This window comes from Streptomyces sp. 2-1 (genome assembly GCF_048564895.1).
In the GTDB taxonomy this organism is placed as follows: Bacteria; Actinomycetota; Actinomycetes; order Streptomycetales; family Streptomycetaceae; genus Streptomyces; species Streptomyces phaeochromogenes.
In genome coordinates this window covers 550,314-563,117 of the sequence record NZ_CP183383.1, presented here as the reverse complement: position 1 = coordinate 563,117, position 12,804 = coordinate 550,314, and the positions used below count along the sequence as shown (strand labels likewise).

The window sequence follows — 12,804 nt, the reverse complement described above, 5'->3', positions numbered from 1 at the left end:
ACGTGACAACCGAGCCACCCGGCTCCGTCGATCTCAGCGGCACCTTCGCCTACACCTGGGACCTGGTGGGCGACCCCGCCGCCGCCGAACGCATCGCCTCACTCGGCGTGGGCGCAGTGGTCCTGCAGGCCGCCTACCACTCGGTGCGCGCCATGACGCCGTACCACCCCGCCCACCGCACGGTGCACGCCACCCACGCCGCCGCGTACTTCCCGCTCGAACCGCACCAGTGGCGCGGCAGGCGTCTCAGACCGTCTCCGCCGGACTGGGCCGTCGACGCCCCGGACCGGTTCGGGGCGGCGGCCTCGGCTCTGCGGAGTCAGGGACTGCGGGTCGAAGCCTGGCTGGTGCTCACGCACAGCACCGCGGCGGGGGAGCGCGCACCCGATCTGACCGTGCGCAACGCGTTCGACGAGCGGTACGGATACGCCCTGTGTCCGGCGCAGCCCGAAGTGGCCGCGTACGCGCAGCAGTTGGTCCACGCCTTCTGTGAACGCTACGACGCCGCCGAGGTGCCGACGCTGATGCTGGAGGCCTGCGGCTGGCTGGGTTTCGAGCACGGCAGCCACCACGAGAAGACAGCGGGCGCCGACCTCACCAGAGGCTGCCGCGACCTGCTGTCGATATGCCTGTGCGCCGCGTGCCGCAAGGGGATCGAAGCCTGCGGAGGGGACCCCGCCGACATCGCACAGACAGTGCGCCGCACCGTCGACGCGGAGATGCGCGACGGCGTACGCGCACCGAACACGTTCACCGAGTCGCTCGGTGAACGGGCGGCACAAGCCCTCCTGCATCACCGCCAGTCCGTGATCGAGGATCTGACGCGGCAGGTGGCGGCGATGGCGCCTGGCCGGGAGCTGCTCCTGATGGCGGACGGCGACCCGCAGGCCACCGGCCCCGACAGCGGACTCGACCTGGGCCGCTTCGGCGGCCGGGCCACCGCCCTCGTCCTCAAGTGCTGGGACGACGAGAACCGGGCGGTGGCCCGCGTCGAGGAAGCGGTGCGGGACAGCGCACGGCCGGTCATCGCCAATGTGTCGGTGGTGGACGGACACCCCGCCGACCTCACCAGGCGGGTCGCCCGGCTGATGGCCGCCGGAGCACGGCAGATCCGCTACTACCACGCGGGCCTGTCCTCACCCGCGCGACTACGGGCACTGCGCATGGCCAACGCGCAGGAAGCGGTGCGAGCCACCGCGGGAGCAGGTACACGGACCACGGAGGGAGCAGCATGACGAACGAGCCACTCACCGGGCTGTACGTGATGGACCCGGCGCGCTTCGACGACGTATACGGAGAAGCCGAACGCACTGCCATCGAAAGCCACTTGACCATCAAGGAACCCCCGATCTCCGCGGCGGACCTGACGCCGGACCTGCTGGCGGGAGTCGACGTGCTCGTCACCGGCTGGGGAGCGCCCCGGCTCACCCCCGAGCTCCTGGACAGCGCGCCGCGACTCGCGCTCGTCCTGTACGCCGCAGGATCCGTACGCCCCCTGGTGACCGAGGAGTCCTGGGCACGCGGAGTGCGGGTCACCTCCGCCGGCACGGTGATCGCGGACAAGGTGGCTGACTTCGCCCTCGCCCAGATCCTCTACGCGCTCAAGCACGGCTGGCGCTACGTCCTCACCGCGAGGCGTACCCGCGCGGCGGCTGTCCGCCGAAGCGAACTCGGCACCGCAGGGGCGACCGTCGGTCTCGTCTCACTCGGAGCCACCGGGCAGGCCACCGCACGGCTCCTGGCCAGGCACGGCGTGCGCGTGCTGGCCCACGACCCCTACGTGCCCGCAGCCACGGCCCACGCTCTCGGAGTCGAACTGACCACCCTGGAGGGCGTATTCGCCGAGAGCGACGTCGTGAGCCTGCACGCCCCGCTCCTCGACGAGACCCGCGCCATGGTCGACGCACGGCTGCTGCGCTCCATGCGCCCCGACGGCACGCTCGTCAACACCGCACGCGGCGGCCTCATCGACGAGCCGGCACTGGTGACCGTACTTGAGGAACGCCCGGACCTGTTCGCCGTGCTCGACGTCACCGACCCCGAGCCGGCGCCCCCCGGCTCACCGCTGTTCGAACTGGACAACGTGGTGGTCACCCCGCATCTGGCCGGCAGCCTCGGCCCGGAACGGCGTCTCCTGGGCCGCGCCATGGCCGAGGAACTGGCCCGGTACGTCGCCGGCAGCCCGCTGCGTCACGAGGTGGCCGCCGCGTCGATGGAGCACGCCGCATGAGCACAGCCGCCTTCACCCTCGTCATGGTCCCGCCCGTGTCGGCGGAGGCCCGATCCTGGCCCGACAGGCTCGTTGAGGCCGTACCGGGGATCGAGGTGCTCTGCCCCCACGGCCCTCAGGACGTCGACGCCGCACTGGTCCGCGCCGATGCCGCCTACGGCACGCTCACACCCGAACTCCTCGGCTCGGCGGACCGGTTGCGCTGGCTGCAAGCTCCTCAGGCCGGCCCTCCTCCCGGTTTCTACCACCCCGCGCTCGTACGTCATCCGGTCGAGGTGACGAACATGCGGGACACCTACACCGACCATGTCGCCGCACACACGATGGCCCTGGTCCTGGCCCTCGCCAGGCAACTGCCCCGCTACGTACGCGAACAGGCGGCGGCCAACTGGGCACCGGACTGGTCGGACGGCGCGGTCGTCCCACTCGGCGAGGCGCGCGCGCTCATCGTCGGTACGGGTGCGATCGGCGCCGAGGCCGGACGACTGCTCGCCGCGTTCGGCACCCGAGTGGAAGGCATCGACCCCCGTGTCACCTCGGCACCGCCCGGATTCCTCCGGGTGCTGCCGCCCGGACACCTCGATGGCGCACTTCCCGAGGCGGACATCGTGATCCTGACCGTGCCCCACACCCCTGAGACGGAGGGGCTGATGGACGCCGGCCGGCTGGCGTCCATGAAAGAGGGAGCCTGCCTCATCAACGTGGGCCGCGGCCCCACCGTCCGCCTCGACGACCTCGTCGCGGCCCTGGACGCGGGGCGCCTGCGGGGCGCCGCCCTCGACGTCATGGAACTGGAACCGCTGCCGCCGGACCACCCACTCTGGCGCCATCCCAAGGCACTGATCACTCCGCACGTGGCCGGAGCCGGACCGCACGCTGCGGAGCGCCGGTTCGAGGTGCTGGCGGAGAACGCACAACGGTTCGCCGACGGGCGGCCGTTGATCAACGTAGTGGACAAGTCGCTATGGTTCTGACCGCATCACCCGACACCCGGCCCGCGGTGACCGTCGAACGCGTGGAGACCTTCACCGTCGCCCTGCCCACGCTGCGGGACTTCGCGGTCGCGGGCGGCGGCGTGACCGCCCGGGGCCGCCCCGCCATCCGCGTGCTCGTCAAGGTCACGGCCTCGGACGGAAGCACCGGCTGGGGCGAGGCGACACCGATCCCCTCATGGACGTACGAGACCACCGAGTCCATCGTCTCGACCCTCACGCACTACCTGGCGCCCGCCGCCACCGGCCTGCCCCTGTGGGACCTCGACGGGCTGGTGCGGGCCTGCGATCGCACCATCCGGCGCGGCTGGTCCACCGGGATGCCGCTGGCCCGTGCCGCCCTGGACGTCGCCTGGCACGACGCGCTGGCCCGTTCCCGCGGCGTGAGCCTCGGCGAGCTGTGGGGCAGGCGCCGCCACGACACCGTCGACCTCTGCTGGATCGCCACCGGAGACGACGCAGGTGCCCTCGCCGAATCGGTTGCCGAGGGGCAGGCCCACGGATATCGCCACTTCAAGATCAAGACGGGGCTCGTGCCCGGACAGGACGAGGCCGGAGAAGTCGCCCGGGCGGCGGCCGTACGTGAGGCCGCCCCCGACGCCCGCCTGATCGTGGACGCCAACCAGGCCGGCACCCAGGACTCCGCGCTCCGCCTCGCCCGGCTGCTCGCACCGCTCGACATCGCGGCGCTCGAACAACCCCTGCCCGCCAACGACATCGAGGGACTTCGCCGGCTGCGCGACCTCAGCCCGGTCCCGATCGCCGTGGACGAGAGCCTGCGGCACCCCACCGACCTCGCCTCGTTCGTCCGCAGGGGAGCCATCGGCATCGCCGTGGCCAAGGTGCAGCGCTGCGCCGGGCTCACCCTGGCGCTGCGCCAGTGCCAGCTGGCTGAGGACTGCGGGGTGGCGCTGATGGGCTCGGGGCTGACCGAGTCCGACATCGGCCTCGCCGCGTCACTGCACCTGTTCGCCGCCTACGACCTCATCGCCCCCGCCGACCTCAACGGCCGGCAGTTCCTGCAGTCTCCCTACGCCACCGGCTCCGTCATCCAGGTGCGCGCAGGGGTGGCCGAGGTGCCTTCCGGACCCGGCCTCGGTATCGGCATCGACGAAGGGATCGTACGAGAACTCGCCTGCTGAGCCGCGGGCATGTCAGGCCGTCGAAGCCCCCACCGAATATCTCCAGGTGCCCTCCACGTACCCCCTCAAGGGCCCGTCGTGGCCCAGACATGAAGGAGCCGCTCATGGAACGTCAATCGCCCTCGCGCAGTTCTCACCGCCGCGCTCTGCGCCTGCTCGCGGCGCCCGCACTCGCCGTCGGCCTGCTGGCCCCCGTGCAGAGTGCGTCGGCCGATTCGGCGGGCGCCGCCGCCTGTCCCGCACCGGCCGCGGCCATCGGCCTGAGCACCGGCTGGAAGCTTCAGCTGCCCCTCCCCACCAGCACCGGTTCCCCTCAGGAGATCAAGCAGCCGGCACTGAAGACCTACAACAACGCACCCTGGTTCACGACCACCTCGGACTGCAAGGCCACCCTGCTGCGGGCCGCGGTCAACGGTGCCACCACCAGCAACAGCGGATACCCGCGCTCCGAGCTGCGCGAGATGACCGCCGACGGGTCGGCGACGAAGAGCTGGCCGTCCACGTCGGGCACCCACACCATGGTCGTCGACCAGGCGATCACCCACCTCCCCAAGACCAAGCCACACGTGATGGCGGGGCAGATACATGACTCGTCGAGCGACGTCACCTCGTTCCGCCTCGAAGGGACCTCGCTGTACATCACCTCGTACAACACCCCCCACTACAAGCTGGTGACCTCCAACTACCAGCTCGGTACCCGCTTCCAGGGGAAGTTCGTGGCCCACGACGGGAAGGTGGACGTCTACTACAACGGCGCCCTCAAGGCCACCGTCGACGGCGCGTTCGCCAGCGGTTACTACAAGGCGGGCGCCTACACCCAGGCGAACTGCAACAACTCCTCGCCGTGCGACACCTCGAACTACGGACAGGTCGCCCTGTACGGAGTCACGGTGACGCACAAGTGACCTGACGGGGTCGCTCCTCCCGGTGCGTCATCGCGGACCGCTGCTTGACGCGGCTCGCTGATCGCGCCGGGAGCGGGCGGCGGTTGTCTTCGGCGGCCGGGGTCAGGCCTCGCAGAAGGGCATGGTCCGTACGTACCCGCCGAGGTTCTCGTCGTCGGTGCCCAGGAGGGCGTCGGTGGAACCGGGCAGGCACTCGACTGCCTCGATCTTGTACTCGGGGAATGTTCCGAGGACGCTCGGGGAGGCCGCGAGTGTGACCCGTACCCGGCCCGCAGCCGACACGCTCACCCGGCCCGCGTCACTCACGGCGGAGTCGAACGGGCCGTCGTCACCGGCATCGGACGCCGAACTCGCAATGATCCGGCCGGAGTCGGTCACCGAGATGTCGGAGATGTGCCGGGTGCCGTCGCCGGCCGGATACGCCGCCCGGTAGGCCCGGCGCGTCACGGTGCCGAACTGCGGCTGACCCCACGGGGCGAACGTCAGGGGCGCGGCGTAGAGCGTGGCGGGACGATCCGCGCCGGCTCCACGGTCCGCCCACAGGACGGCGAGCTTCCCGTTCTGGGCGACGAGCGCGAAGCTCTCGAAGTCGTCGCCCTCACCGATCGCCGGCAGCGGCGAGTAGTCGACGACCGTCGCCTTGGGGCCGGCGACCTTCAGCCGGTGGACGATACCGCGGCTGGTGAGCGCCAGGTATTCACCCGGCATCCCTGGGATGGCCTCGATGGCCTCCAGGTCGACGGGTTCCGGCCCGTCCCAGGTGATCGGGGAGATGCCGTCGGCGCCCTCCCAATGGGTGATCCGGGACAGACGCTTCTGCCCGGCTCCCTTGTTGTCGTGCACGGCCAGCACGTCCACCCCTGATCCGCTTGAGGTACGGCCCTCGTACGCGAGGCCACTGACACCGCTCCGGACGTCGCCGCCGACCTTCTGCCAGGCGCTGTCCGCACGGGCCGGGGCGGTGGCCAGTGTGGTCAGCAGCGCGCTCGCCGCGGTGAGCCAGGCCATGCGCTTCAACATCGGGAGTTTCACTGAGCTCGCTCGCCTTCTGTGTCCGACGGACGCGAGGTCACGCGCCGGACGCCAGGCTATTGATCATGGTGAGCGTTGACCCAACGACGGTTACGCCATTCGCGGGAGCGCGAAGACGGACTCGGCGGGCACGCGCCGCACCGCCCGGCGCCGTGGTGGTTCGTGGCCGCCGCACCACTTTCCTGAGCGAGCGATCAAGGCCGAGAGGCTGCGGCCGCACGTACACCGCATACCCGCACCCGCGACCGGATCGCGGGTCTCCGGCCGCGCTACGTCAGCCGCTGGGCCGACGGCTGCGGTACGAGGCGATCGCGGTCAGCGCGAAGATCAGGGGTGCTCCCACCCCCATGACGGTGAACGGGTTCAGGACCGACTCCAGCCACTCCGGCATGTCGACGAAGAGGGGCAGCAGCATCAGTACGGTCAACGGGATGAAGGCCAGCATCACGGCGGCGAACCCCATCATGAGGGCCGCCTGGCGTGCATCGCGTCGGTCGATGAGCACCGTGGCCTGTGGGTCGGGCGCCCAGTCCTCGCCGCGCAGTTCCACCCATGAGTCGAGCAGCAGCCCGAGTTCGCGCTCGACGTTCACATGGACGTCGTCGACGAACGGCAACAGCACCTTGGAGCCGTCCCGCCCGTAGGCGTGCACAAGCACGTTGGGCGCACCGCTCTGCACCGCCGATGCCGGATTGACCTCTGCCCTGATGTCCTGGATGTCCTCCCACGCCAACCGCCGGCGCTTGACCATCCCGCGTGCGTGGATCGCCTTGATGTCCGCGATGGTCGAACAGCGCAACGTGGCATAGAAGAGCCACCCCATGAGAGCCACCCACGCCGCGAGGACGGGGTAGTGGAACGAGGCGGGCATCTCGGCGCCCCACAGAGCCACCGACATGCTCAGTGTGCCCAGGCCGATCACCCAGAGGAACGCGTGCATCCGGGACCGTCTCATCCGGTACTCGCGCGGCAATCGTTCGTACCCCACAGCCACCCCCAGTACGGCGTGCCCCATCCGTCGACAGGACCGATGGGGCACCATGGTGAGGCCCCAACTCCCGCGTGTCGAGGGCCCGTTGGGAAGTGAGGCGTTCAGGGGTGCCTCGACGCCCGTCGCCGCGTCGTCAGTTCATTACGACCGCCCGCCGAACTGCCAGTTGTGGACCTCGACGTCGGCGTACAGGCCCGGGGTCAGGACGGCGCGGGCCGTCTCCGGGTCGGGTGCCCGGAGCAGCACCGCCGTACCCAGCCAGGTGGCGCCGTCGTCGGACAACAGCGGCCCGTACGCGATGAGTTCGTCGGCCCGGTCCTGCGGTACAGCGAGGTCGCCACCCTGACCCGAGCCGAGGCCGAGCACCAGGTAGCGGTTGCCGTCGGTCGCGCCGCCGGGGAAGTCCCACATGGTGCGCCCCAGCAGGTTGCGCCACCGGCGCAGCAGCACATCCCGGTAGACACCGGCCTGGTAGCCGGGCTCGTCGAAGGCGAACGCGCGGGCGGCGGCAAGATCCGGCAGGTCCACGATGTGCACGCTGCCGGTGGGCACGTCGTCCCCGGTGAGGGTCGGGCCGCGGGCGATCATCTCCTTGTCGAACCGGTCCATGTAGGACCAGTGCTCCTCCAGCAACTCGTGACGCAGAGCCACGGAGTTGGGCCGATCGCGGTGGTAGCAGAAGAACTCCATGCCCCACACTCTCCACCATCCGTCGTTCGGGCAGGATCCGGTTGTCACAGGCAGGGCCCGTCATGGAAGATCAGGCGTTCGAGGCGCGCGGAACCGCTGTGCGCGGCGGGGGCCTGAGGGGGCGGCGATCTTTTCCGTAGTCGTCAATGTGCTGGTCGGTCTGGTGACCAGCCTCATCGGTGGTGGGTTCGTCTGGCTCTGGGAGCGCGGCAAGCGCACCGGCAGGCTACGGCGCAAGGCGGACTTCTTCGGCCTCGTCCCGGGGGAGACCTGCTTCATCGTCATCGGCAACAAACACAACACACGGGGCGTCACCACCCACCAGGAAATCCGCGCCATGATCGAGGTCGCGACCCTGGCCGGCCAACTCGGCTGTGATGTCGCGACCGAGTCCAGCGACGACTTCCGCGGCATCAACGACGACCGTACGGAATTCTGTATCGGCGGTCCGCTCGGCGAGGCCAACCTCCGCACGGGCGGCCACCTCGCGGCCCACCTGCCCGGTGTCAGCATCCTGCCGTTCGGTCCGGGTCCGGAGTCGATGGCGTTCGAAGTCGGCGGCCGACGCTACCCCTACCGGAAGAACGAGGTGGAGTACGCGCTGGTGGCCAAGTTCAGGCCACCGCAGGCAGCCCGCCCGGTCATGCTGGTCTGCGGGCAGAGCTCCCTGGCCAACCAGGCCGCGATCCACTTCCTCAGAAGGAACTACCACCAAGTGGCAGACACCCTCGACGCGGTCGACCGCTACTGCCTCCTGATCAAGGTCTCGGACATCGGCACGTACGGCTTCCAGGGCGCGAGCCTCGAACGTGACGTGACGGCTGACGCGTTCACCGCCCCGTGACGCGTTCACCGCCCCCTGACTCGTTCATCACCTCCTGACGGCGGTGCCGCACCGACGGCTCTGTTCCTGACCGGAATCCGACCCTGACCCCGTCGTTACGGGCCCGTGAGCTGCGTCTCGCAGACTTGCGCCATGCGCCGCCGCCGTACCCGCCGCCCTGCTGTCGCCCTGGTCTGCCTCTGCGCCACCACCCTGCTGTTCACGGGCTGCTCGGGCGACGACGGGAAGTCGGCGCCGACGCCCCCTTCCCCCGCCCAGCGAGACAAAGGCGAGGTCAACCGGGACGACGTGAACGGCGACGGACACGCCGACGCGGTCGTCAACGGCTGGTACAAGGACCCGAAGCCAGGGGGCGATTGGCACAACAACCGCTTCGTCGCCCTGGCCGCATCCGACGGTCCGGAACCGGGCAAGGCCTTCCGCCTCGCAGAGCGCTACGCCAAGCCCGACCCCCGGGTCACCAGCTCGCCGATCACGTACGACCGGTCGACCCAGTTCACCGGGGATCTCGATGACGACGGCCACGCCGATGTCGTCGTACGCAACCTGCTGAGCCACCCGAGCGGGAAGTACAAGCCCGACCAGCGCATCGTCTGGGGCGGCCCCGACGGCCCCGCGGGCGTCACCAAGCTGCCCGCCGACGTCCTACCGGCCACCGCCGCCGGTGACTTCGACGGCGACGGCGCCCTCGACCTGCTGACCCTCGCGGAGCCCGGCAGCGAGTATGACCGCAAGCCGCAGCCTGCCACAGTCCTGTACGGCCCGCTCAGCCGTGACGGCGGGGCGCCCCGCACCACGTCGACCACCGATGTGGGCCAGCAGGGCTGGGTGTCCGTGGCCCACGCGGTCGTCGGCGACTTCGACGGCGACGGCCTGGACGACCTGGTCACCAAGTCCGAGTACGACGAGGAGGACGTCCGCTTCGAGGACGACGGCATGCCGGAGGACGTCATCGACGCCGTTTTCTACCGGGGTTCGCCCCAGGGCCTGAAGCCCGCCGGGGCCGTACCCGGCATCACGAACCAGGCCGACAGCCAGGTCCCCGCCGGCAAGCCCGTGGCCGTCGGGGACTTCGACGGCGACGGCCACGCCGACATCCTCGCCCGGGTGGGCTTGAGTGAAGCGGTCGCCGTCTACGGAAGCGGTGAGGGCCCGGGCCGGGGCAGGGCCGCCAGCGATCTCGGGAAACTGGATGTCGCCGGCGCCGTCGCGGTCGGCGATGTCAACGGCGACGGCCACGACGACATCGCCACCCAGTCACCGGGCATCGATCGTCGTATCGGCCAGGTGGTGGTGCTTCTCGGCGGCAAGGACGGGCTCAGCGTGGCCCGCACCGTCAAGATCGACCGGCACACGATCGGCCTCGGCGGCTCCCCGCAGCACGAAGGGGACCGCGACTTCTTCGGCTGGGACCTGCACATCGCGGACCTCGACACCGATGGCCGCGACGAGTTGCTCATCGGCACGTTCGGCTTCAACAAGCCCCGCAAGGACGCCGGTTACTGGATCCTGCGCGGAACGAAGAGCGGCCCGTCGACAACGGACCACCGCTTCATCAAGACCAAGGACTTCGGCGAGAGCTGACTACCTCCGTCCACCTCTGTGCGCCGCATCGTCCGTCCCGGTCGGGGAAGCTCCTAGCAGCCCCCGGAGTGGCCGGTGTCGCGGGCGATCGCGAGGCCCTGTCACGTGACGAGGCGCAGCCAGGCCGCCGTGAGTGCGGCGTGACCGGCCGGTGTCGGGTGCACGCCGTCCGCAGCCCAGTACTCCGGCCCGGTCGTCGCGGCGAGCTCGGCGAACATGCCGTCGGCGGCGAGCAGTTGTGCGCCGTACTTGCGGGCCAGCTCGCGCACGACCTGGATCTTGGGGTCCAGGTCGGCCCGCCACTCCTTTCGGACCTCTTCGCCGAGGTGCATGTCGCCGACCTCGACAAGGCCGCGAATCGGCAGCAGGAACGGCTCGATGAGGATCAGGTCGGCGCCGGCCTCGGCGAGGGGTGCGAGCAGACGGTCGTACCCTGCCGCGAAGTCCTCCGCGGGGATCACGTAGCCATCAGGGTCGTACGAGTGCCAGCCGACGTCGTTTCCGCCGACGAGGATGGACACCACGTCCGGGTGCGCGTCGAGGACGTCCTCCTGCCAGCGGGCTTCGAGGTCCATCACCTTGTCGCCCGCGATGCCGGAGTTCAGCCAGGTCACCTCCCGGTCCGCGTGGCGGAGTCCCCACTCGCCCGCGACGCGCAACGGATAGCCGAACCCGAGGCGGTCTTCGCTCTCCAGCCGCTGGCAGTCGGTGATCGAATCGCCGGCGAACATCACGGTGCTTCCCGGTCGGACGGTGATTGTCATGTGTGCTCCTTGAACTCGGTTGTCGGGGTTGCTGGTTCAGATCCGCGGGCTGTCGAACCAACGGCCGGCGGCCTGCTCGAACGCTTCACGGTCAGGGTCGCGATCATCTGCCCAGACGACGGTGCCGTCGGGCCGGACCAGTACGGCACCCAGTCCGAGGTCATTCCGCGCCGGACCGGCCACGTACCGGATACGGCTCTCCCAGCGCATCGCCGAACCGCGTAGGGATTGGGCGATGCTGAAGTCGAGCGCGACGCCTCGTCCGTCCTGCATCAGGTCGCCGAGGCGGGTGCCGTCCTCAAGCCGGAGGTCCGGGGCGTTGCGGCCGACCAGCGGGTGCTCGCTGCCGAGGTCGTAGCGGTTCGACGATCCGGATGTCCTCTTGAACACGTAGGTCGTTCCGTCCCGGGTCCCGAGCAGGCCGCGCAGCACTTCTTGGAGCGCCTGGGCATGCGGGTCCGGCTTCATGGCCGCGGCCTGGGCGCGTGTCCAGTCGAGCACCCCAGCGCCGATCGGACGGCGTTCGTGGGTGTAGGTGTCGAGAAGCCCGTCCGGCGCGTGCCCGTGCACGGTTGCCGCGAGCTTCCATCCGAGGTTCATGGCGTCGGCCAGGCCGAGGTTGAGTCCCTGCGCTCCAAGGGGGGAGTGGATGTGAGCGGAGTCGCCCGCGAGCAGGACGCGCCCCTGCCGGTACGTCGTCGTCTGCATCGCCCGATCGGTGAAACTCGAAGCGAGATGGACGTCGGTCAGTGTCACGTCGGTACCCGACACACGGCGCAGAACCGCCTGGAGATGCTCGAGAGTAGGCCGCTGCGAGCGGTCGAACGCGCCGCCGTCGAACTCCAGCATGCCGATGTACTCCTCCGCGGGCGTCCGGAGGTACATGCCTGTGGGCGTCAGGTTGAACCCAGGGCGCAGTTTCTCGGGATCGGCGACGGCGGCGAGCACGACGTAACCGGTGAACTGCGGCTCGGTGCCGACGAATTCGAAGCCCGCGAGCCCACGCACGGCGCTGCGTCCACCGTCGCAGCCGACGACCCAGCGCGCCGCGTATTCGTGCCCGCCGGCCTGCACGACCACGCTGTCGCCGTCCTGCGCGAGGGCTGAGACCGTGACGCCGCGCCTGACCTCCACGCCGAGCTTGGACGCCCGCTCGGACAGCACAGTCTCGACCGCTTCGAGGTTCGTCATCACGCCGTCCATCGCCGGGCCGGGAAGCCGGAACGGCAGGGCGGTGACGTCGACCTGGGCCGGATCGAGCATCATGCCGGCGAAGTGGCTCACGCCACGAGGCGGTGACGGCTCGTCCGTGTCGAGGTCCGCGCCGGGATCATCATGGACGCCCGACGCCGTCAGCAGAGGGTGCAGCATCCCGCGGCGGTAGAACGCCTCGACAGACGCGGCGGACAGGCCCCGCATCCCGAGCGGGTCCGCCTTCCACGGGGAGCGGCCCTCCGGCGCCCGCTCCAGCACCAGGACAGAACAGCCCGCGAGGCCAAGCTCGCAGGCAAGGAAAAGACCAACAGGGCCGGCGCCCACAATCACTACGTCATGCACGAGAACTCCTTTCCGAAGCCTCTTCCGTCGAGGCACGCAAAGACTGACGCGGCCCGCTCACACGGGGCACACA

General features: G+C 70.2%; 12 protein-coding genes. 7 read left to right on the top strand and 5 right to left on the bottom strand.

What is annotated here, in order from left to right:
• Window positions 1-2: 2 nt before the first annotated feature.
• From ACN20J_RS02740 to ACN20J_RS02720, 5 genes are all read left to right on the top strand, one after another.
• Window positions 3-1,235 carry a hypothetical protein gene (locus tag ACN20J_RS02740; RefSeq protein ID WP_419665091.1) on the top strand — a complete coding sequence of 411 codons (1,233 nt, stop codon included), beginning with the start codon at window positions 3-5 and terminating at the stop codon, window positions 1,233-1,235.
• Window positions 1,232-2,230 (top strand): hydroxyacid dehydrogenase, encoded by a 999-nt coding sequence (locus ACN20J_RS02735; protein ID WP_419665090.1) that lies wholly within the window; start codon window positions 1,232-1,234, stop codon window positions 2,228-2,230. The genes ACN20J_RS02740 and ACN20J_RS02735 overlap by 4 nt, the downstream gene beginning before the upstream one ends.
• On the top strand, window positions 2,227-3,204 hold the full coding sequence (locus ACN20J_RS02730; protein WP_419665089.1) for a D-2-hydroxyacid dehydrogenase: 978 nt from the start codon (window positions 2,227-2,229) through the stop codon (window positions 3,202-3,204). The genes ACN20J_RS02735 and ACN20J_RS02730 overlap by 4 nt, the downstream gene beginning before the upstream one ends.
• Window positions 3,195-4,364 (top strand): mandelate racemase/muconate lactonizing enzyme family protein, encoded by a 1,170-nt coding sequence (locus ACN20J_RS02725; protein ID WP_419665088.1) that lies wholly within the window; start codon window positions 3,195-3,197, stop codon window positions 4,362-4,364. The genes ACN20J_RS02730 and ACN20J_RS02725 overlap by 10 nt, the downstream gene beginning before the upstream one ends.
• A gap of 104 nt (window positions 4,365-4,468) precedes the next feature.
• On the top strand, window positions 4,469-5,269 hold the full coding sequence (locus ACN20J_RS02720; protein WP_419665087.1) for a polysaccharide lyase family 7 protein: 801 nt from the start codon (window positions 4,469-4,471) through the stop codon (window positions 5,267-5,269).
• Between the two features lie 102 nt (window positions 5,270-5,371).
• On the opposite strand, the gene ACN20J_RS02715 is transcribed toward ACN20J_RS02720, so the two are convergent.
• From ACN20J_RS02715 to ACN20J_RS02705, 3 genes are all read right to left on the bottom strand, one after another.
• Entirely contained in the window at window positions 5,372-6,277 is a 906-nt protein-coding gene (locus tag ACN20J_RS02715; RefSeq protein WP_419665086.1) for a hypothetical protein, read from the bottom strand.
• Between the two features lie 298 nt (window positions 6,278-6,575).
• Entirely contained in the window at window positions 6,576-7,241 is a 666-nt protein-coding gene (locus ACN20J_RS02710; RefSeq protein WP_361901975.1) for a PH domain-containing protein, read from the bottom strand.
• Window positions 7,242-7,433: 192 nt separating this feature from the next.
• Entirely contained in the window at window positions 7,434-7,982 is a 549-nt protein-coding gene (locus tag ACN20J_RS02705; protein ID WP_189844295.1) for a YciI family protein, read from the bottom strand.
• Window positions 7,983-8,130: 148 nt separating this feature from the next.
• Between ACN20J_RS02705 and ACN20J_RS02700 the strand changes: the two genes are divergently transcribed.
• Window positions 8,131-8,826, top strand: a complete 696-nt coding sequence (locus ACN20J_RS02700; RefSeq protein WP_361996522.1) for a hypothetical protein — start codon at window positions 8,131-8,133, stop codon at window positions 8,824-8,826.
• A gap of 132 nt (window positions 8,827-8,958) precedes the next feature.
• Entirely contained in the window at window positions 8,959-10,410 is a 1,452-nt protein-coding gene (locus tag ACN20J_RS02695) for an FG-GAP repeat domain-containing protein (RefSeq protein WP_419665085.1), read from the top strand.
• A 101-nt stretch (window positions 10,411-10,511) separates the two neighbouring features.
• Here the strand turns inward: ACN20J_RS02695 and ACN20J_RS02690 are convergent, their stop codons facing one another.
• A complete protein-coding gene (locus ACN20J_RS02690; protein ID WP_419665084.1) occupies window positions 10,512-11,174 on the bottom strand; it encodes an SGNH/GDSL hydrolase family protein in 663 nt (220 codons plus the stop codon).
• A 36-nt stretch (window positions 11,175-11,210) separates the two neighbouring features.
• Window positions 11,211-12,731 (bottom strand): FAD-dependent monooxygenase, encoded by a 1,521-nt coding sequence (locus ACN20J_RS02685; RefSeq protein WP_419665083.1) that lies wholly within the window; start codon window positions 12,729-12,731, stop codon window positions 11,211-11,213.
• Window positions 12,732-12,804: the final 73 nt, after the last annotated feature.

What these genes read in the sequence shown, in the direction of transcription:
- ACN20J_RS02730 (WP_419665089.1), top strand. Translation starts at nt 2,227, where the DNA reads ATGAGCACAGCCGCCTTCACCCTCGTCATGGTCCCGCCCGTGTCGGCG.
- ACN20J_RS02705 (WP_189844295.1), bottom strand. Translation starts at nt 7,982, where the DNA reads ATGGAGTTCTTCTGCTACCACCGCGATCGGCCCAACTCCGTGGCTCTG.
- ACN20J_RS02725 (WP_419665088.1), top strand. Translation starts at nt 3,195, where the DNA reads ATGGTTCTGACCGCATCACCCGACACCCGGCCCGCGGTGACCGTCGAA.
- ACN20J_RS02695 (WP_419665085.1), top strand. Translation starts at nt 8,959, where the DNA reads ATGCGCCGCCGCCGTACCCGCCGCCCTGCTGTCGCCCTGGTCTGCCTC.
- ACN20J_RS02710 (WP_361901975.1), bottom strand. Translation starts at nt 7,241, where the DNA reads ATGCACGCGTTCCTCTGGGTGATCGGCCTGGGCACACTGAGCATGTCG.
- ACN20J_RS02720 (WP_419665087.1), top strand. Translation starts at nt 4,469, where the DNA reads ATGGAACGTCAATCGCCCTCGCGCAGTTCTCACCGCCGCGCTCTGCGC.
- ACN20J_RS02690 (WP_419665084.1), bottom strand. Translation starts at nt 11,174, where the DNA reads ATGACAATCACCGTCCGACCGGGAAGCACCGTGATGTTCGCCGGCGAT.
- ACN20J_RS02735 (WP_419665090.1), top strand. Translation starts at nt 1,232, where the DNA reads ATGACGAACGAGCCACTCACCGGGCTGTACGTGATGGACCCGGCGCGC.
- ACN20J_RS02715 (WP_419665086.1), bottom strand. Translation starts at nt 6,277, where the DNA reads ATGGCCTGGCTCACCGCGGCGAGCGCGCTGCTGACCACACTGGCCACC.